Annotated in this window: 10 protein-coding genes; all 10 read right to left on the reverse strand. The window is 74.0% G+C overall.

Annotation, left to right across the window (positions count from 1 at the left end; translation table 11 throughout):
* Positions 1–11 precede the first annotated feature (11 nt).
* Positions 12–524: a DinB family protein gene (locus ABT160_RS22305; protein WP_351649476.1), complete on the reverse strand. Its 513-nt coding sequence runs from the start codon at positions 522–524 to the stop codon at positions 12–14.
* 158 nt (positions 525–682) lie between these two features.
* Positions 683–1201, reverse strand: a complete 519-nt coding sequence (locus tag ABT160_RS22310) for a DUF3291 domain-containing protein (RefSeq protein ID WP_351649477.1) — start codon at positions 1199–1201, stop codon at positions 683–685.
* A gap of 1 nt (position 1202) precedes the next feature.
* Positions 1203–2498 (reverse strand): cytochrome P450, encoded by a 1296-nt coding sequence (locus tag ABT160_RS22315; RefSeq protein ID WP_351649478.1) that lies wholly within the window; start codon positions 2496–2498, stop codon positions 1203–1205.
* A 26-nt stretch (positions 2499–2524) separates the two neighbouring features.
* The gene (locus ABT160_RS22320; RefSeq protein WP_351649480.1) at positions 2525–3382 is read right to left on the reverse strand and encodes an alpha/beta fold hydrolase; all 858 of its coding nucleotides are present in this window, start codon (positions 3380–3382) and stop codon (positions 2525–2527) included.
* Positions 3375–15020, reverse strand: a complete 11646-nt coding sequence (locus ABT160_RS22325; RefSeq protein WP_351649481.1) for a non-ribosomal peptide synthetase/type I polyketide synthase — start codon at positions 15018–15020, stop codon at positions 3375–3377. Before ABT160_RS22325 ends, ABT160_RS22320 begins: the two co-directional genes overlap by 8 nt.
* Before the next feature lie 43 nt (positions 15021–15063).
* Complete coding sequence (locus ABT160_RS22330; protein ID WP_351649482.1) at positions 15064–16101, reverse strand: HAD-IIIC family phosphatase; 1038 nt, start codon at positions 16099–16101, stop codon at positions 15064–15066.
* A complete protein-coding gene (locus ABT160_RS22335; protein WP_351649483.1) occupies positions 16098–17249 on the reverse strand; it encodes an acyl-CoA dehydrogenase family protein in 1152 nt (383 codons plus the stop codon). Before ABT160_RS22335 ends, ABT160_RS22330 begins: the two co-directional genes overlap by 4 nt.
* A gap of 23 nt (positions 17250–17272) precedes the next feature.
* Positions 17273–17527 (reverse strand): acyl carrier protein, encoded by a 255-nt coding sequence (locus tag ABT160_RS22340; RefSeq protein WP_351649484.1) that lies wholly within the window; start codon positions 17525–17527, stop codon positions 17273–17275.
* A gap of 91 nt (positions 17528–17618) precedes the next feature.
* Complete coding sequence (locus ABT160_RS22345; RefSeq protein ID WP_351649485.1) at positions 17619–18470, reverse strand: 3-hydroxyacyl-CoA dehydrogenase family protein; 852 nt, start codon at positions 18468–18470, stop codon at positions 17619–17621.
* A 16-nt stretch (positions 18471–18486) separates the two neighbouring features.
* Positions 18487–20937, reverse strand: coding sequence for an FkbM family methyltransferase (locus ABT160_RS22350; RefSeq protein WP_351649486.1), 2451 nt, complete (start codon positions 20935–20937; stop codon positions 18487–18489).
* Positions 20938–21028 lie beyond the last annotated feature (91 nt).

The raw sequence follows: 21028 nt of genomic DNA on the forward strand, positions 1-21028 counted from the left end.
AAGGGAACGTTCTAGAAGGGAACGTTCTTGCCCAGCGCGAGACGCAGGGTGCCGATTTGTCCGCAGTGGTAGGCGTCGTGCATCTGGATGATCGACAGGGCCTTGCCCAGGTTCTTCAGGCGGTCGTCACCGAACGGCTCCAGCGGGGACTCACTGTCGAAGTCCTCGGGGCGCAGCCCGGCGACGAACTCGCGCGCACGGGCGTGCACCGCCTGGTAGAGGGCGATCATGTCGGCGAGCGCCGGGGCCAGGGACCAGTCCTGGTTGTCGTTGCCCGCGAAGCGCAGCGAGAACTCCTCGGTGACCAGGGAGTCGGTGCCCTGGTGCAGGGTGGAGAAGTAGTCCGTGGCGCAGGTGAGGTGGCCCAGGAACCACACCAGCGGCTTGTGCCCGCCGGGCGTCTCGCGGGCGGTCTCGTCGTCGAAGTCCTCGGCCAGCTCGAGGACCATCCCGAAGGCGAGGTCGAAGTGGTGCAGCAGGTGGTCGGTGAACGCCTGCGGCGGGGCCTCGACGGAGGTGGTCATCAGCGTGCTCCTCTCGGTTCCTTTTCCACGATCATGACGAAAGCGACTCGACCCGCCCTCGAATGCTTCTCGAATGGCTCTCGACTGCTTCTCAAGCGTTTTACGACTACTTACTGAGCGCTTTTCATGCCTCGTCTGGGCGCCCAGAAAGAGTGCTTTCAGTGATCCGGTGACTCGAATTCACTCGGGCCGGGCTTGCGCGCCGCGTCGAGCCGCGCCTTCGCGTCGTCGAAAGTGGGCAGGACGAGGGTTTCCGTGGATTCCCAGTTGGCCCCTTCCCAGTCGAACATCAACTCCCGCACATGCCGCGCTGCGGCGAGATGAGCTTCTGACATGAGGAATCCGTTGAGGGCTTCCTCGTCGGTCCAGATGCTGAGGCTCCGGGTGCTGTTGAAGTTCTTCTCGGAAATGGCCAGCGTGACCGCGAGCAGCCCCGGGCGCACGTAGAGGTCCTTGAGGATCGCCTCGTTCAGCGCGATCGCCCTGGGCTCGTGCCCGGGCTTGGGCCAGCCCACGGACGTGGCGATGAGGTGCCGGCCGCGCAGCGGCTCGCGCAGCGCCCCCGTCGCCTCGTCGACCACGGGCCCCGCCCAGGGCGCCACCACGTTGAGGTCCGACTCGTCGCCGGACGCGAAGCCCTGGAGGGTCGTGGGTACCGGTCGTGCGTTGTCCGCCATCTCACTGTTCCTTACGTCGTACGACGAGCCGCTTGATCTCGGCCGCCTGGAGGTGGAGCACCCCGAACTCCGGCTCGGTGACCGGTTCCAGGGAGGGCAGCAGCGGCAGCAGCGCCCGCAGCACGGCGCGCAGTTCGAGCCGGGCCAGGTGCGAGCCCAGGCAGACGTGCTCGCCGTGGCCGCCGAACGCGATCTGCGCGGTGGCGTCGCGGGTGATGTCGAAGCGGTACGGGTCGGCGAAGACGTCCCCGTCGCGGTTGCCCGCCGGGTACCACATGGCCACGGTCTCGCCCTTGCGGATCCGCTGCCCGCCGATCTCGGTGTCCTGCTTGGCGGTGCGCACGAAGTTCACCGCGATCGACGTCCAGCGCAGCACCTCCTCGACCGCGCCGTCGACCAGCGAGGGGTCCTCGGCCAGCAGGCGCAGCTGCTCCGGGTGGGCGAGCAGGGCCTGGACGCCGCCGCTGGTGGCGTTGCGGGTGGTGCCGATGCCCGCGACCAGCAGGTTGAAGATGGTGTAGAGGATCTCGTGGAAGGCCAGCGGCTCGCCGTCGATGCGGGCGCGCGCGAGCCGGCTGAGCACGTCGGCGCCGTCGCCCTCGATCAGCGCCATCCGCTCCTGGACCAGCGCGGCCACGTAGCCGTTGAGCGCGGTCATGCTGCGGTTGAAGGTGGCCTCGGCGTCCTCGCCCTCGCGCCAGTTCTCCGGGTCGGCGGCGCCGGTGGTGCCCTCGGTCCACTCGTAGATGTCGTCCCAGTCCTTGCGCGGCGCCCCGACCAGCTCGCAGATCGCGGCGACGGGCAGCCGGGCCGAGAGCAGCCGGGCCACGTCCGCGGTGCCGTCCGCGTCCAGCCGGTCGGTGAACTCCGCCACGAAGCCGCGGGCCAGCTCGTGGAAGCGCTCCTCCAGCTCGTGGATGGCCTTCGGGGTGAAGCAGGGGGCCATCACCTGGCGCAGGTGGCGGTGGCGCGGCGAGTCCATGTAGGAGAGCGCGGGCGGCAGTTCGGGCCCGTGCCCGAACATCTGGCCGCGCTGCTCCAGCTGGATCTCGAACATGTCGACGGCCTCGGGGGTGTCGAGCGTGACCCGCTGGGCGCTGGAGAAGATCTTCGGGTTGCGCGAGACGAAGGCGATGTCCTCGTGCCGGGTGAGCACCCAGAAGGGCTCGAAGCCGGGGCGGCGGTACCAGAAGACCGGTGCCTCGCGGCGCAGCAGGTCGAACTCGTCGTAGGGGTAGCCGCCCCGGGCCGCGTACGCGGTCTCGTCGGTGATGTCGAGCGTGTCGAGGGTGAGCATGGTGTTCGTCCGTCTCCTTGGCGCCGTCAGCGGGGCGTGTTCTCGTCGAGGAAGGAGACGATCGTGGAGACGGTCTCCGTGCGCCGGTCGGCGGTGTCGTAACCGGGGTCGACCAGCCGGGCTCCGGCCACCTCGGAGGCCAGCCGCTTGGCGACGTCCTCCGGGTGCAGCCGGTCGGCCCCGGGCAGGACCAGCAGGGGTGCGGCGAGCGTGGCGAACCAGGCGTCGGGCACCGAGAAGAAGGCGGCGCCCTTCGGCCAGATCCCGTCGCGGTGGCGGACCACGGCGACGACGTAGCGCTCCCGGCGCAGCGCACCGACCTGGTCGCGGAACTCCTGGTCGTCGGCCAGGCGCCGGGCGTACGGGCCCGCGCCCGGGTTGAGGTCGAAGCGGGGCTCGCGGCGGGCGGCTTCGACGACCCCGGCGAGCGCCTCGGCGCGCGGCAGCCGCATGGCCTCGTCGTAGGTGCCGAGGAAGTCGCCGAGGGTGTTGTCGGCGCCCAGGCCGACGGGGCGCAGCGCGACGACGGAGCGGACCCGGCCGGGGGCGTCGTGGGCGAGGCGCCAGGCCAGGGCGGTGCCGGTGCCCGCGGCGACGACGTGGGCCGCCTCGACGCCGAGGTCGTCCAGGACGGCGACGAGGTCCTCGGCGCCGGTCGCGTACGAGAACGGGGCGAGGGGGCCGGTGCTGCGGCCGGTGTTGCGCTGGTCGACGGTGATCACCCGGAAGCGTCCGGCGAGTTCGGCGACCGGGTGGAGGAACTCCTCCTCCCAGGCGGCGGTCTCGCCGCCGGCCGCGCCGTCGGCGAGCAGCAGGACGGGGAAGCCCTCGCCGTGCACCTCGTAGTGGATCCGCGCCCCGTCGGGGCGGACTGTCTCACTCATGGCTCTCCTCCACGGAAGCGATCTCGGTGATCACGTTGATGAGTCGGGCCGCCATCGCCTCGGAGTTGACGATCGGGGCGGCGTGGGTGCCCTCGATGCTCGACGGGGTGAAGGCACCCGAGGTCAGCTCCCGCCACACCTCCATGGACCCGTCGGGCAGCACCGGGTCGTCGGTGCCCGAGACCGCGTGCAGCGGGATGTCCAGCGGGGCCCGGGTGACGCCGTCGAGGACGGCGCGGTGGTCGTCGGCGAGCCGGGTGTCGGCCCGCAGCCGCTCCACGTACTCGGCGAGCAGTTCCCCGCTGTCCAGGACCTCCTGGGGCAGCAGGCCCCGGAAGACCCGGCCGAGTTCGCCGAGGCCGTCGTCGCCGAGCGCGTCCAGGTCGCCGGTGAGTTCGCCGAGGCGGCGCAGCCCGTCCGTCTGCGGGGCCTGCGGCGGCAGCGCGCAGGCGGCGACGAGCGCCAGCGGGGGTACCCCGGGACGGTGGGCGAGCCGGTGGGCGACCTCCCAGCACAGCCAGGAGCCCTGGCTGTGCCCGTACAGCACGACGGGCGCGTCGAGCCGCCCGGACAGCGCGGCGACCACCTGGTCGGCGACGGCCATCATGTCGCTCACCGGCTCCTCGTCCGCGCGGCCCTCGCGGCCGGGCAGTTGCACGCCGACCAGTTCGACGTCGTCGGGCAGGTGGTGGATGAGCGGGACGAAGCCTCCGGTGGTGCCGCCCATCCCGGCGACGGCGAACACCCGGGCGCGGGGCGCCTCGGCGGGCTTGAGGACCCGCAGCCAGGACCCGGTGCCGGGCTCGGGCGCGACGGCCGGCGCGGCCCCTTCGGGGAGCAGTTCGGACAGCAGGCGCCCGGCGATGCCGGCGCAGCTGGCGAAGCGCAGGATCGTCTCGGTGGTGACGGCGAGGCCGGTGCGGCGGCCGAGCGCGTTGCGCAGGGTCACGGCCATCAGGGAGTCCAGGCCGAGCTGTTGCAGCGGCTGCTCCTCGGGCAGCGCGCTGCCCGCCAGGCCGAGGACCGGGGTGACCTCGTCCTTGACCAGCTCCACCAGGGTGGCCAGGCGCTCCTCCTCGCCCTGTCCGGCGAGCCGGTCGCGCAGCGCCCGTCCGGCCGCCGCGTCCCCGGCGGGGACCCCGGCGTCCTGCTCGGGGCGGGCGTCGTCGAGCGTGTCGAGCAGCGGGCGCGGGCGGGCCGCGCGGTACGCGGGGGCGAACTTCGCCCACTCGATGTCGGCCACCCCCAGGGCGGCCGCCGTCCCGCCGCGCAGTGCCAGGTCGAGGGCGTCCAGGGCGCGGGCGGGCGGCATGGAGCGCAGGCCGCGCGAGCGGGCGGTGCGCTCGGCCTCGGCGGAGACCATGCCGCCGCCGGCCCAGCCGCCCCAGTGCACCACGGTGGCGGTGAGCCCCTGGGCGCGGCGGTGCCGGGTGAGGGCGTCGAGGGCGGTGTTGGCGGCGCCGTAGGCGGCCTGGCCCGCGCCGCCCCAGAGGCTGGCGCCGCTGCCGTACAGCAGGAAGGCGTCCAGGTCGTGTCCGGCGAGCGCCTCGTGCAGGTGCTGGGCGCCGAGCACCTTGGCGGCGATCTCGTCGGCCGCGTCCTCGGCGGTGAGCGCCCCGATCGGCGCCATCCGCGACACCCCGGCCAGGTGGGCGACGACCGTCAGGGGCCGCTCGGCGTCGCCGGTGCGGGCGATCAGTGCATCGACCTGCGCGCGGTCGGTGACGTCGCAGGACTCCAGGTGCAGCAGGACTCCCTTGGAGGCGAGTTCGTCGCGCAGCTGGTCGGTCTCGGGGGTGCTCGCGGCGTTGCGGGAGGCCAGTACGACCCGGGTGGCGCCGCGCTCGGCGAGGCGGCGCGCCAGGTGCAGTCCGAGCGAGCCCCGGCCGCCGGTGACCAGCGCGGTGCCGCGCACGGTCCACTCGGTGCCGCGGGGCGGCTCGGTGCGGCGCAGCCGCCGTACGAACCGGCCCCCGGGCCGCAGGACAGCCTGGTCCTCGTGGTCGCCCGCGGACAGCGCGGCCACCACCTGCCCGGCCCAGCCCTCGTACGGCTCGCGGGCCAGGTCGAGGGTGCCGCCCCAGCGCAGCGGGTCCTCCAGCGCGGCGACCCGGCCGAGTCCGGCGACCAGGGCCGGTGCCACCTCGGGCACCGGGTCGCCGTCGGTGACGGCGGTCCCGCCGCGGGTCAGCGCCCAGACGGGGGCGGCCAGCTGGAGGTCGCCGAGGGCCTGGAGCAGGGCGAGCGTGGCGAGGAAGCCGCCGGTGGTGCCGCCGGGTCCCCGGTCCACGGCGAGCGAGGCCGTGGTCAGGACGGCGTCCGGTGCCTCGGGCAGCGCGTCGAGCAGCCGGGCCAGGGCGGTGCGGTCCGTGCCGCCGGGCAGCCGGTGGACGCGGGAGCCCGCGTCGGTCAGGGCGCGCTCCAGGGCGTCGGCCGCGGCGGCCTCGCCGTCGGCGGTGACCAGGGCGACCGCGCCGGGCGCGGCGGGCGCGTCCGGGAGCGGGGCGGGCTGCCAGTGGTCCTCGTAGAGCCAGCCGCCGACCTTCTGGTCGGCGTCCTGGCGCCGCCACCAGGCGGACAGCAGCGGCAGCAGCTCGTCGACGGCCTCGCGCAGCCGCTCGGGCGCGTCGATGAGCTCGGCGAGCCGCTCGGCCTCGCCGTCGCCGACCGCGTCCCAGAACGCGCCGTCCACGGCCGCCTCGCGCGCCTCGGCGGGCGGGTCGATCCAGTAGCTCTGGCGCTGGAAGGCGTACGTCGGCAGCGCGGCCACGCGGGTGTCGCGCGACGCGGGCAGCGCCGACGACCAGTCCACCGCCAGGCCCTGGACGTGGAGGGCGCCCAGGGTGCGCAGGAACTCCTCGCGGCCGCCGTGGCCGCGCCGGAGGGTGCCGGTGACGACCGCGCGGGCGTCGCCCTCGGTGAGCGGCATGGCGAGCACCGGGTGCGGGCTCACCTCGACGAACACGTCGTGCCCCGCGCCGAGCAGGGCCTGCTGGGCCAGGTCGAGGCGGACGGGTTCGCGCAGGTTGCGCGACCAGTAGGCGGCGTCGAGGGCCGCGCCGTCCAGGGCGCCGCCGGTGACGGTGGAGTAGAAGGGCACGGTGCCGGTACGCGGCGCGATGTCCGCGAGGTCCGCCTCAAGGCCGGGCAGCAGCGCGTCCATGTGGTGGCTGTGCGAGGCGACCGGGGCCGGGAGCTTGCCGCAGACCACGTCCTCGTCGTCGAGGTCGAAGAGCAGGTCCTCCAGGGCGTCGGCCTCGCCCGACAGGGCGACCGAGCCGGGGGTGTTGACGGCGGCGAGGGAGATCCGGCCCTCGTACGGGGCGATGCGGGCCCGCACCTCCTCGACCGGGAGTTCCACGACGGCCATGGCGCCGACGCCCGCGACGCCCTGGAGGGCGCGGCTGCGCACGGCCATGATCCGGGCGCCGTCCTCCAGGCTGAGGGCCCCGGCGACCACGGCCGCCGCGACCTCGCCCTGGCTGTGGCCGACCACCGCGGCGGGCTCCAGGCCCAGTTCGCGCCAGGCGGCGGCCAGCGCCACGTACGTCGTGAACATCACGGGCTGGATGACGTCGAGCCGGTCCTCGGTGAGCTCGGCCGGGCCCCGGCCGAGCAGCACGTCGGTGACCGACCAGCCGGTCAGCGGGGCGAGCGCGGCGTCGCAGGCGCCGACCGCCTCGGCGAAGGCGGCCGAGGTGCCCATCAGCTCCCGGGCCATGCCGTCCCACTGGCTGCCCTGGCCGGGGAAGACGAAGACGGTACGCCCCCGGGCGCGGGCCCGCGCCTCGGTCAGCGCGGCGTGCGAGCGGCCCTCGGCGAGCGCGCGCAGGCCCTCGACGAGTCCGTCCCGGTCCGCCGCGACGACGCCGGCGCGGTGCTCGAAGTGGGCGCGGTGGCGGGCGGCGGTGACGGCGACGTCGGCGAGCCGGACGCCGCTGCCCCGGTCGTCGAGCCAGTCGGCCCAGCGGGCGGCCTGCTCGCGCAGGGCGGCCTCGTCGCGGGCGGAGACCAGCACGGGCAGGGCGCCGGAGGGCGCTGCGGGCAGCTCCTCGCGGTCGGGGGCCTGCTCCAGGACGACGTGGGCGTTGGTGCCGCCGATGCCGAAGGAGGAGACGCCCGCGCGGCGCGGTCCGTCCTCCTCGTGCCAGGGCCGGGTGCGGGTGTTGACGTAGAACAGGTTGGGGTCGAGGCCCATCTCGGGGTTGGGGTGCTCGTAGTTGAGGCTGGGCACCAGTTCGCCGTGGTGCACGGCGAGGACGGCCTTGATGAGTCCGGCGATGCCCGCGGTGGCGTCGGCGTGGCCGATGTTGGTCTTCACCGAGCCGAGGGCGCACGGCTCCTCGCGCTCGACCGCGCCGAACACCTGCTGGAGCGCCTGGACCTCGATGGGGTCGCCGAGCGCGGTGGCGGTGCCGTGCGCCTCGATCAGGCCGATGGAGGCGGGGTCGACGCCCGCGGCGGCCTGCGCCTCGGCGATCGCGTACGCCTGGCCCTGGACGCTGGGGGCGGTGAAGCCCGCCTTGTTGGCGCCGTCGTTGTTGACGGCGCTGCCGCGCAGCACGGCGTAGACGGTGTCGCCCGCTTCCACGGCGTCGGACAGCCGGCGCAGTACGAGCACGCCCGAGCCGCTGCCGAAGACGGTGCCGGCGCCCTTCTCGTCGAAGGCCCGGCACTTGCCGTCCGGGGAGACGACCAGCCCTTCCTGGTGCACGAAGCCGCGCTTGAGGGGGATGGTCAGCGAGGACGCGCCGACCAGGGCGACGTCGGACTCGCCGCGCAGCAGGCTCTCGCGGGCGAGGTGGGCGGCGACCAGGCCGGTGGAGCAGGCGGTCTGGACGGTCAGGGCGGGGCCGCGCAGGTCGAGCCGGTGGGCGACCCGGGTCGCCAGGTAGTCGCTCTTGTTGCCGATCATGGACCGGTAGAAGGACGACAGGTCGCCGCCGGCGTCCTGCGGGTAGCCGCCGAAGCCGGTGCCGCCGAAGACGGCCACCTTGCCGTCGAAGGTGCGCGGCACGATGCCGGAGTGCTCCAGGGCCTGCCAGGCGGTCTCCAGGAACATCCGGTGCTGCGGGTCCATGACCAGCGCCTCGGCGGGCGAGTAGTCGAAGAAGGCGGCGTCGAACAGGTCCGGGTCGTCGACCAGGCCTCTGGCCCGCACGTAGTCGGGGTGGGCCAGCTCCTCCTCGGTGGCGCCCGCCGCGCGCAGTTCCTCGTCGGTGAAGTACGAGATGGACTCCACGCCGCCGCGCAGGTTGCTCCAGAACGCGTCGAGGTCGGGGGCGCCGGGCAGCTTGCAGGCCATGCCGACGACGGCGATGGCGTCCTCGCCCGCGCGCTCGCGGCGGGCGGCGGACTCCTGGCGGACCAGGGTGGCGTGCGAGCCGTCGCGCAGGAACGCGGCGAGCTGGCGCACGGTGGGGTAGCGGAAGAGCGTGGAGAGCGGGAACTCGCGGCCGAGCCCGGCGCAGATGGCCTTGTGGGCCTCCAGGGCGGTCATCGAGTTGGCGCCGAGGTCGAAGATGCCCTTGTCGGGGTCGATCGCGGGGGTGTTGAGCACCTCGGCCCAGGCCCGGGTGATCAGCGCCTCGACGCTGTCGTCCCCGTCGGCGACGCCGGCCGGGACGACGGCCCGCGGTGCCTCCAGGGCGAGCAGGGCGTTGCGGTCGACCTTCTTGTTCGGGGTGTGCGGCAGTTCCGGCATCCGTACGAGCCGGCCCGGGACCATGTAGGCGGGCAGCCGCTGGGACAGGGTGGCGAGGACGTCCTCGTCGGCCGCGTCCCGGCCCTGGGCGAGCGTGAAGTACAGGCACAGGCGCGGGTCGCCGGGGACGTCCTCGCGGACGACGGCGGCGGCCTCGGTGACGTGCGGGTGCTCGGCGGCGACGGCCTCGATCTCGCCGAGCTCGATGCGGTGGCCGCGCAGCTTGACCTGGGCGTCGGCGCGGCCGCAGAACTCCAGGGTGCCGTCGGCGCGGTGGCGCACCACGTCACCGGTGCGGTACATCCGGCCGCCGGGGGCGAACGGGTCGGCCACGAACCGCTCGGCGTTCAGCTCGGGGCGGTCCAGGTAGCCGCGGGCCACGGCGAGACCGCCGATCCACAGCTCGCCGCGGGTGCCGCGCGGTACCCGGCGGCCGTGCGCGTCCAGGACGTACAGCAGGTTGTTGCGCAGCGGCTCGCCCAGGGCGACCTCGCCGGGCGCGGCGTCCCAGGCGGCCGACCAGACGGTCGTCTCGGTGGGTCCGTACATGTTCATCAGGCCGGGGCAGAGCCGCAGGAGCTTGCGGGCCAGGCCGCGGTCGAGGGCCTCGCCGCCGACGAGCATCCGGTCCAGGCCCTGCACCAGGGCGCGCCCGTCGGCGTCGGCGAGGAGCATCCGGGCCAGCGACGGGGTGCACTGCAGGTGGGTGGGGGCGTAGGGCAGGTAGGAGGACCAGGCGGCGGGGCCGCCCTGGGCGACGACGACGCGGTAGCCGCGGGTCAGCGTCCACAGCAGTTCCAGGGTAGAGATGTCGAAGGACAGGCTGGTCACGGCGAGCCAGGTGGCGCCGGGGCCGCCGCCGACGCGGTCGTCCATCGCGTCGCAGAAGTTGGCGAACTGCGCGTGCTCCAGCTGGACGCCCTTGGGCAGGCCGGTGGAGCCCGAGGTGTAGATGACGTACGCGAGGTCCGCCAGGGCGGGCAGCGGCGCGTCGGCGAGCTCCGCGTCCCCGGCGTCGGGCAGGGCGTCGGCGAGCAGCACCTGGATGCGGTCGTCGGCGACCTCCGCCGCGCCGTCGCGGGTGGAGACGACGACCTGAAGGCCGCTGTCGCCGATCACGTGCTCCAGGCGGGCCCGGGGGTACTCCGGGTCCAGCGGTACGTACGCGCCGCCGGCGAGCCAGGTCGCCAGGACGGCCACCACCAGGTCGGCCGAGCGCGGCAGGTGGACGCCCACCAGGCTCTCCCGGCCCACGCCGACGGCCCGCAGGTGGCCGGCCATCGCCCCGGCGCGGGCGAGCAGCGCGCGGTAGGAGACCTCGGCGCCGTCGGCGACCAGGGCGACCGCGTCGGGGGTGGTGCGGGCCCGCTCGACGATCCGGGCGAGCGCGCTGTCGGTCATCACCTCGGCGGCGGCGGTGCCGCCGCGCTCGGTGAGCCAGGCCAGTTCGGCGGCGCCGATGAGGTCGAGCTCGCTCAGGCGGCGGGACGGGTCGGCGGCGGCGGACGCCAGCAGGGTGAGCAGGTTCTCGGCGAGCCGCACGGCGCCCGCGCGGTCCAGGACGGTGGGCAGGAACTCCAGTTCGGCCCGCATGCCGCCGTCGTCGGACGGGGCGAGGGTCAGTCCGATCTCGGCCTTGGCCACGCCGCGCGGGCCGCCGCCGACGGCGCCGTCGCGCGAGGGCCGCCAGGCGGACCCCTCCTCGCCGAGCGGGGCCAGTTCGCTGGCCCGGAAGTTGAAGACGGCCTGGAAGAGCGGGTTCTCCTCCCCCGCGCGCTCGCCGCCCGCGACCCGGACGATCTCGGTCAGCGGGACGTCCTGGTGCTCCAGGAGGCCGGTGACGCGCCGCGCGGTGGCGGCGAGCAGCTGGTCGAAGGCGGGGTCGCCGGCCAGCTCGAAGCGCAGCGGCAGCGTGTTGACCAGGAAGCCGAGCACCCCGTCGGCGCCGGAGAGCTGGCGGTTGGCCCACACGGTGCCGACGCCGAAGTCGTACGTCGCCGTGGTGCGGGCGAGCAGCGCGGCGAACGCGCTGGCGTACACGGTGTAGGCGGTGACGGACGCCCCGGCCGCGACGGCCTCCAGGCGGGCGTGCAGCCCGGCCGGGACGGCGAGGGCCACGGTGCCGCCCTCGTCGTCGACGTCACCGTCGGCAGATTCGGCGGCGGGCAGCTCCAGGCGGCCCATGCCCGCGAGGTCGGCGGCGAAGTGGTCCAGGGCGGGCGCGAAGTGGCCCTCGGCCAGGGCGCGCTGCTCCCAGGCCGCGTAGTCGCCGAGCTGGAAGCGGACCTCGGCGGCCTCGGGCGCACCGCCGCCGGCCAGCGTCCGGTAGGCGTCGAAGAGTTCGCGGGTGAGCAGCGTCAGCGACCAGCCGTCGGTGACGGCGTGGTGCAGGTCGAGGCTGATCAGCGCGCCGTCGGCGGTGTCGAGCAGGGCGCACCGCAGCAGGCTCGGGCCGCCCAGGTCGAAGGGGCGGCGCTCCTCGGCGCGCAGCCACGCGTCCAGCTCGGCGGGGGCGGCGCCGGTCAGGTCGTGGTGGGCGAAGGGCACCTCGTAGTCGGCGGCGACGACCTGCACGAGGCGTCCGTCGCGGCTCTCCAGGCCGGTGCGCAGCGCCTCGTGACGGTCCATCACGAACCGCAGGGCGGCGCGCAGCGCGTCCGGGTCGGCGGGGCCGTCCAGGCGCAGCACGAGCGGCGAGTTGTACTGCGGGCTGCCCGGGCGCATCCGCTCCAGGAACCACAGCCGCCGCTGGCCCTCGGTCGCCGGGTGCGTGCCGCGCCCGGCGGCCCGCTGGAGCGCGGGCACGGCGGGCGCGTCGCTGAGGTCGCCCAGGACGTGGTCGAGCAGGTGGACGGCCGCGTCGCGGGGCGTGGGGTGCTTGAAGGCCAGGTTGGTCGGCACGGCGGCGCCGAGCAGTTCGGAGAGCCGGTTGCGCAGCTGGAGCGCCATGATGGAGTCCAGGCCGAGCTCCTGCATCCGCTTGCCGGGCGCGACGGGCGCGTCCGATCCGAGCACGGCGGCGGCCTCGGTGCCGATCAGCTCCGTGACGGCCTCGATCCGGGCGTCGGCGTCGAGCGGGGCGAGCCGGGCGCGCAGCGCGGCGGCGCCCTCGGCGGGCGCCGACTCCTCCTCGGCGGCGCGCCGGGCCAGTGCCTCAAGCTCGGCCTCGTCCAGCGGGCGGTAGCCGGGCACGTCGGTCCAGTAGGCGCGGCGCTGGAAGGCGTACGTGGGCAGCGCGGCGGTGCGCGAGCCGGGCACCGTGCCGAGCACCCGGTCCCAGTCGACGTCGTGGCCCTGGGCGTGCAGGGCGCCGAGCGAGCGGAGCACCTGGTCGATGCCGCCCCGGTCGCGGCGGAGCGTGCCGACGACGGCGCCCTGGACGGCGGAGGTGGCGCCGGTCAGCGCCATGCCCAGGACGGGGTGCGGGGAGATCTCGACGAAGACGTCGAACCCGTCGGCGACCAGGGCGTCCAGGGCCCGGTCCATGCGGACGGTCTCGCGGGCGTTGCGGCACCAGTAGCGGCCGTCGAGGGCCTCGCCGTCCAGGACGGCGCCGGTGACGGTGGAGTAGAAGGGCACCCGCCAGGTCCCGGGCCGCAGGTCGGCGAGCTCCTCGGCGAGCCACGGCAGCATCGGGTCGATGTGCGCGCTGTGCCCGGCGGTGTCGGAGGCGATGCGGCGGCTGAAGACGTCGGTGTCGGCGAGCGAGTCGAGGAGTTCCTCGACGGCGGCCACGTCACCGGAGACGACCGCGGACGCCGCGGTGTTGACCACGGCCACGGACAGGGCCGGGCCGTAGGGGGCGATCAGCTCCTCGACCTCGGCGACCGGCAGTTCCACCAGGGCCATCGCGCCCCGGCCGCTGCACTCGCGCAGCTGGCCCTGCGAGCGCAGCGCCGTCAGCCGGGCGCCCTCGGCCAGGGTCAGCGCCCCGGCCACGACGGCGGCGGGCACCTCGCCCTGGCTGGAGCCGACCACGGCGGCGGGCTCGACGCCGACCGAGCGCCACACCTCGACGAGGCCGATCATCACGGTGAACAGGGCGGGCTGCAGGACGTCGATGCGCTCCAGGGTGAGCTCCGCGGGCGCCTCGCCGCGCAGCACGTCGAGGACCGACCAGCCGGTCCACGGGCCGAGGGCGGTGTCGCACGCGGTGGCGGCGGTGCGGAACACCTCGCTGTCGCGCAGGAGTTCGCGGCCCATGCCGAGCCACTGCGAGCCCTGGCCGGGGAAGACGAAGACGGGCTTGCCGCGGTCCTGCGCGGTGCCGGTGACCACGCCCTGGTGGGGGCGGCCCTCGGCGAGGGCGCGCAGCGCCTCGGCGGCCTCGGCGGGCCCCTCGGCCAGGACCGAGGCGCGGGACTCCAGGCGGGCGCGGTGCCCGGCGGCGGTGCGCACGACGTCGCGCCAGGCGGCGCTCCGCCCGTGCCGCTCCAGCCAGTCGGCCCAGCGCTCGGCCTGGGCGCGCAGCGCCTGGGTGCCGTGGCCGGACAGGAGCAGGGGGTACGCGGGCGAGTCGACGCCCTCCGGGGCCGCCCCGGCCTCCGCCGTGGGCTCCTCCCGGGGGGCCTCCTCGATGATGACGTGCGCGTTGGTGCCGCTGATGCCGAAGGAGGAGACGCCGGCCCGGCGCACCCGCTCGCCGCGCTTCCAGGGCGCGGCCTCGCGCAGCAGGGCCAGGCCGCTGTCGCCCCAGGCGATGTGCGGGCTGGGCTCGTCGACGTGCAGGGTGCTGGGCAGGCTCTCGTGCTGGAGGGCCAGCACCATCTTCATGACGCTGGCGACGCCGGCCGCGGCCTGGGTGTGGCCGATGTTGGACTTGGAGGAGCCGAGGCGCACCGGCAGTCCCGGGTCGCGCCCGGGGCCGAAGACCTCGGCGAGGGCGCCCGCCTCGATCGGGTCGCCCAGCGGGGTGCCGGTGCCGTGGGCGTCGATGGCGTCGATGTCGGCCGGGTCCAGGCGCGCGGCGGCCAGGGCCTCGCGGATGACGCGCTGCTGGGCGGGGCCGTTGGGGGCGGTCAGGCCCTGGCTGCGGCCGTCCTGGTTGACGGCGGAGCCGCGGACGACGGCGAGGACGCGGTCGCCGTCGCGCTGGGCGGCGGAGAGGCGCTTGAGGACGAGCATGCCGACGCCCTCGGACCAGATGGCGCCGTCGGCGCGGGCCGAGAAGCTCTTGCAGCGCCCGTCGGGGGCCATCGCGCCGAGCCTGCTGGACTCGACGAACATGGCGGGCGAGCTCATCACGGTGACGCCGCCCGCGAGGGCCAGGTCGCACTCGCCCGAGCGCAGCGCGGCGATCGCGGAGTGCAGGGCGACCAGCGAGGAGGAGCAGGCGGTGTCGATGGTGAGCGCCGGGCCCTGCAGGCCCAGCGCGTAGCTGATGCGGCCGGAGACGACGCTGCCGGATATGCCGGTGCCCTGGTAGCCGTCGAGGACTTCGAGGGGGGCGTGCCCGGTCTCGTAGTCGGCGCGCATGGCGCCGACGTAGACGCCGGTGCGGCTGCCGGTAAGGCCGTCGGGGCGGATGCCGGCGCGCTCCAGCGCCTCCCAGGAGGCCTCCAGGACGAGCCGCTGCTGCGGGTCCATGGAGACCGCCTCGCGCGGCGAGATGCCGAACAGGTCGGCGTCGAACTGCTCCAGGTCGTCCAGGAAGCCGCCCTGGTCGGCGTAGCTCTTGCCGGCCGCGCCGGGGTCGGGGTCGTACAGGTCGAGCCCGTCCCAGCGGGCGGGCAGCGGTCCGATGGCGTCCCGCCCGCCGGCCAGCAGCTCCCAGTACTGCTCGGGGGTCGCGACCCCGCCGGGCAGCCGGCAGGCCATCGCGACGATCGCCACGGGCTCGTGGCGCTGGTTCTCCAACTCGGCGTTGCGCTGCTGGAGTTGGAGGACGGCGGCCATGGCGCGCCGAAGCCGGTCCTCGTTAGCCTGGGCGTTCATCTCCGCCATCCGTCTCGTTCCGGGGGTGGTGGTACGGGGTGGGTCAGTGCTCGACCGTGACGTCCATGTAGGACGGGAAGCCCGGGACGCGGGCGCCGTCGTGCTCCAGGACCGAGACGCCGTCGTGCGTGGCGACCTCGGTGAAGCCGGAGAACTTGTAGGTGACGTACATGGTCCGGTTGCGGCTGGTGGGCACGAACTCGGCGCGCAGCTTCACCCCGGCCTCGTGGGCGCTGCGGATCAGGTGGCCGAGCAGCACCGAGCCGACGCCGCGGGACATCACGCGGCAGGACATCAGGAGCAGCTTGACGGTCCAGGCGTCGTCGCCGCGCTCGACGAGCGCGAGGCCGATCTTGCCGTACGTGCCGTACCGGTCCTCCAGGCCCGCGACCAGCAGGTCGTGGCCGGGCGAGCGGCGGAAGGCGTCCAGCTCCTCGTAGGAGTAGGTGTAGCCGGTGGCGTTGAGCTGGTTGGTGCGCACCGTGAGCTCCTCGGCGCGCTGCAGGTCGCGCTCCTGGGCGGGCGCGATGGTGAAGCGCATGCCGAGCGAGGCGAGGAACTCCTCGTCGGTGCCCTGGTGGTCGTCCTCGGCGAGCTTGCGCTGGGCGTCGGCGCGGTAGAGGTGGCGGCGCTCGCGGGAGTCGGCGGTGACGAAGCGGGGCCGCATCTCGGGCAGCTCCGGGATGCCCTCGGCGTCCAGCGCGTCGATGCACAGCACCTGCTCGTGCGCGAAGGAGACCTCGTCGCGCTCGAAGGGCTGGTCGTCGACGAAGGCCAGGGTGTCGACGCCGATGTTGATGGCCTCGGCGACGGCCTTCACCGAGTCGGACTTGTTGCCCCAGTTGATCTGCGGGTAGAGGAAGTACTCGGCGATGCCGAACTCCTCCAGCTTGGCCAGGGCGGCCTCGTGGTCGTTGCGGCTGGCGATCGAGTGCAGGATGCCGCGCTCGTCCAGGGTCCGGATGACGTCCACGACGCCGGGGCGCAGCGTGACCTCACCGTCCTCCAGGAGCACGCCGTCCCAGACGGTGTTGTCGAGGTCCCACACCACGCACTTGACGGTCTTGACGGCGGTCGTCATCTCACACTCCTCAGCGCGCGTTCCTGGAACGCGTACTCGGCAAGGCCCACTTGGTGGAGCTGTGCGCTGCCCTCGATGACCTCCATGACGCGGGAGTCGCCGAGGTAGCGCTGGACGGGGTAGTCGGGGCCGCAGCCGTTGGCGCCGTGGATCTGCACGGCGTCCAGGGCGGCGCGGCCGGCGGCGGTGGCCGCGAAGTACTTGGCGGTGGACGTGGCGGCCAGGGCGCCGGGGTCGCGCTCGTCGCGCAGCCGCCCGGCCTCCAGGCAGAGCAGCCGGGCCGCGCGGGCGTCCGTGTACATGTTGCTGATCATGCGGCGGACCAGCTGGTGGTCCTTGATGAGCGAGCCGAACTGCTCCCGGCCGGACGCGTAGTCGGTGCTGGCCGCCAGGCAGGCGTCCAGGATGCCGACGCTGCCCCAGCCGACGGTGTAGCGGCCCAGGTCGAGCGCGGCGCCGACCACGTGGGAGACCCCGAGGCCGGGGCGGGCCAGGACGTTGCCGCCCGGGACCCGGCAGCCCTCCAGGTACACGTTCGCGGTCATCGAGGCGCGGATGCCGATCATGCCCTCGATCAGCTCGGTGCGCAGGCCGGGGGTGTCGCGCTCCACCAGGAGGGCGGTGGGGCCCTCCGCGGAGCGGCCGACGACGAGGAACAGGTCGGCGCTCTCGCCGTACGTCGTCCACTTCTTGTGGCCGTCGACGATCCAGTCGTCGCCGTCGCGCTCCAGGCGGGTGGTGACGCCGGAGGCGTCGGAGCCGGCCCCCGGCTCCGACACCGCGAGCGCGCCCACGATCCGTCCCGCGGCCAGCCGGGGCAGCCAGTGCTCCTTCTGGGAGCGGCTGCCCCAGCGGGCGATCGCGTGCGCCACCATCGTGTGGACGGTGAGCAGGCTGCGCAGGGACGAGCAGGCCCGGCCGAGTTCCCCGGCGAGCAGGCCGAGGGTGACCGCGTCGCAGCCCCCGCCGCCGTACTCGCGGGCGACCGGCAGGCCGAGCAGGCCCTCGTCCGCGAGCAGCCGGATCACCTCCGGCGGGGTGCGCTGCTCGTGGTGCCAGGTGTCGGCGTGCGGGGCGACGCGGTCGTCGGCGAAGGCCCGGAACTCCTTGAGGGCCTGGGCCTGTTCCGCGGTGAGCGCTCCGGTCATCGTCGTCGTGTCCGTCCGGGCCGTCAGTGCGGGACCGGCGCCGACAGCTTGCGGCTGACGAACGCGTCGAGGGCGCTGATGGACCGGAAGTGCTCCAGCTCCAGGTCCTCGTTCTCGATGGTGATGCCGAACTCGTGCTCGACGAAGGAGACGAGCTGCATGGCGAACATGGAGCTGACGAAGCCCAGCTCGAAGATGTCGTCCTCGTCCTTGAGGTCCTGTACGGGGAAGAACCGCGAGAGGTAGTCCGCGATCCGCGCCTTGTTGTCCGTGCTCATGTCTGCTGTCCGTCCTGTCTGGTCATGGGTGCGGCGCCGGGGGCGTCCGGTCGGCGGTACTCGGCGGTGCTCGGCAGTACGCGGGCGGTGCTCAGCGGTACTTGTGGAACCCCTCGCCGCTCTTGCGGCCCAGCAGGCCGGCGGCGACCATCTTCTTGAGCAGCGGGGCGGGCCGGTACTTGTCGTCGTTGAAGCTCTCCTGGAGCACCTCGACGGACTTCAGGATCGTGTCGAGCCCGATCAGGTCGGCGGTCTCCAGCGGCCCCATCTTGTGGTCGAAGCAGGTCTTGAAGATCCGGTCGACGTCGGCGGCCGGGGCCACCCCGTCCTGGACCAGGAAGGCCGCCTCGTTGATGGTGAGCATCAGCACGCGGTTGGACACGAAGCCCGGCACGTCCTGGACGACGATGCAGTCCTTGCCCATGCCGGACAGGAAGCCGCGGGCGGTCTCGATGGTCTCCTCGGTGGTGTGCCAGCCGCGGATGACCTCGACCATGGGCTTCATCGGCACCGGGTTCATGAAGTGCATGCCGATGACCCGCTCGGGGCGCGAGGTGATCCCGCCGACCCGGGTGATGGAGATCGCCGAGGTGTTCACCGCGAAGACGACCTCGGGGCGGACGATCCGGTCGATCTTCTCGTACACCTTCTGCTTGATGCCCCAGTCCTCGGTGACGTTCTCCACCAGGAAGTCGGACTTGGCGAGCAGCTCGTAGTCGGTGGTGAACTCGATCTTCTCGAAGACCGCCGCCGGGTCCACGCCGGAGCCCTTGTTGAACAGGGCGTAGGCGCGCAGGCTGGTGCGCAGCTCCCGCTTGGCGTTCTCCAGGACGTCGTCGGAGACGTCCACGAGGACGACGTGGTGGCCGGTCTGGGCGAGGTTCTGTGCGACACCGACGCCCATGACGCCCGCGCCGACGACTCCTACGGTCGTGAATTCCATGTCTGGTACGACTCCGTTAGCGTGCGCCGCGGACGGCGTAGATGTTGTGGATGTCGGTGCCGACGTACAGCTCGTCCTGCTCGGCCGAGGCGGTGAAGCCGTGGCCGCGCAGCAGCTCCACGAGCCGGGCGACCTCGCCGTCGGCGTCGTGGACCTCCAGGACCATCTGCTGGATCTTCGGCCAGTCCTCGTCGGCGATGCCGTCGATGACCTGTCGCTCGCTCTTCTGCACGTCGATCTTGATGAGGTCGATGCGCTCGATGCCCTGCTCGCGGATGACGGCGCTGAGCGGGCGCAGCGTCGCGGTGAACTCGACCGCCTCGAAGCGGACGTCGATCAGCTCCTCGTCGGCGACCAGCTCGGCCACCTCCGCGTCGCCGGCCGTCTTCTGCTGGTTGGCGATGATGGTGCGCAGGTTGTGCTTCTCCTCGGCCTCGTCCGGGTGGAAGGACGACATGCCGGTGCTGCGCGGGTAGAAGGTGAAGTCGGCGGTGGTCTCCGCGTCGGAGACGCCGATGTTGAACAGGGTGGCGTTCACGCCGTGCTCGGCGACGTTCTGCGAGAGCAGCTCGAACATCGGCGGCGCGGGCTCGAAGGTGTACACCTTCACGTCCTTGGCCTCGTAGTGGGCGAAGAGCGTGAACAGGCCGATGTTGCCGCCGACGTCGACGACGGTGGCGCCGTCGGCGAGCGAGATGCCGTTCTTGGCGTAGGTGCGGTGGTCGAAGATGTCCTCGTAGAAGTGGAGGGTCTCCGCCTCGTTCTGGTGGTGCACGACCAGCCCGTTGGGCAGCGTGATCGTGGCCAGCGAGTTCCCGGTGTACGAGGAGGCGTCCTCGGCCACCAGCTCGCCGCCGGCCTTCAGCACGTCCACGGCGCCCGCGAGGCGGGCCAGCGTCGGCCACTCGTACACCTGGCGCAGCGTCAGCTCGACCCCGAAGGCCCGCTTGACGCGCAGGATCAGCCGGGTGGCGAGCAGCGAGTTGCCGCCCAGCTCGAAGAAGCTCACGTCGTGCGGCAGCGCCTCGTTCTTCAGCAGCTTGGCCCACAGGGCGCCCAGCTCGCGCTCGGTCGCGGACGCCTCGCGCTCCTCGTCGGCGGTGCGCGCCGCGTTGGCCGCGCCGTCGGCGACGGTCTCCAGCTCGGAGGCCGGGAAGCCGGTCCAGTCGATGTCGGCCCCGGCCAGCCACAGCCGGCCCAGCGCCTTCAGCGCGACGGCCGAGTCGGACTGGCGCTCCAGCGGGTGGCGCATGGAGGCGACGATGGTGCCGGCCTGCTCGGCGCGGGCGACGGTGGCCATGCTGCTCAAGGTCTGGCCGGGTCCGGCCTCCAGGAGCAGCGGGGTGTCCGCGAGCGCGGCCAGGCCGTCGGCGAAGCGGACGGTGCTGACCAGGTGGCGGGCCCAGTAGCCGGGGTCGGTGGCCTCGGCGTCGGTGATCAGGCGGCCGGTGACGTTGGAGACGTACGGGATCCGCGGCGCGTTCAGCGTCAGGGTCCGCGCGATCGCGGTGACCTGCCCGGTGATGGACTCCATCATCGAGGAGTGGAAGGCGTGCGTGGACTGCACCCGGCGGCTGACCACGCCCTGCTCGCCCAGGCTCGCCTGGAGCTCCTCGACGGCGGAGACGGGTCCGGCGACGACGCAGAACTCCGGGCCGTTGACCGCCGAGAGCGACACCCGCTCGCCGAGCAGCGGGCGGACCCGCTCCTCGGGGAGCATCACCGCGAGCATGGCGCCCTGCGGCAGCGCGTCGATGAGCGCGGCGCGGCGGGCCACCAGGGTCAGCGCGTCGCGCAGCGAGAGGACTCCGGCCAGGGTCGCCGCGACGTACTCGCCGAGGCTGTAGCCGATCATGACGGAGGGCCTGGCGCCCCAGGACTCCCAGAGCCGGGCCAGCGCGTACTCGATGACGAACAGCGCGGGCTGGGCCAGGCGCGTGGCGTTGAGGCGGCGTTCGTCCTCGCTCTGCGGGCCGTTGTCGCGGCCGAGCATGCGGCGCAGGTCGACGGCCGGGGCGGGGGCGGACGCGGCGCCGGGCGCCGGGTCGGGGAAGACGACCTCGCGGATGTCCAGGCCCAGTTCGGGGGCGAGCGCCTCGGCGCACTCGTCGAGGGCCGCGCGGAAGACCGGGAAGTCGCGGTAGAGGTCGCGGCCCATGTCCAGGTAGTGGTCGCCCAGGCCGGGGAACATGAAGGCGACCGGGGCGGTGCCCTGGGCGGGCCGCTTGGCGCCGAGCTCGGTGGCCCCGCCGTCGCCGGCCAGGACCGCGCCGCGGTGGCCGCCGTCGGTGCCGACGGTGCGGATGCGCACCGGCACGTCCTCGGCGCCGCCCGCGGTGGCGAACCGGGCCTTGAGGCCGGCGAGTCCGGCGTCGAGCGAGCTGTCGCTGGAACCGCTGACCAGGGCGAGGTGCCACTGTACGGGCGCCGCGCCGGCCGCCTCGGCCTTCGTGCTGTTGGGGCTCATGCCTCTCCTCGTGGTGTCGACCGGACGGAAAGGGTCGAGCGCCCACTGCTGCCCCGTGCCCCTCCGAGGATGTCTTCCGTCGCCCAGGCTG

The sequence above is a fragment of the Streptomyces sp. NPDC001941 genome (genome assembly GCF_040296945.1).
In the GTDB taxonomy this organism is placed as follows: domain Bacteria; phylum Actinomycetota; class Actinomycetes; order Streptomycetales; family Streptomycetaceae; genus Streptomyces.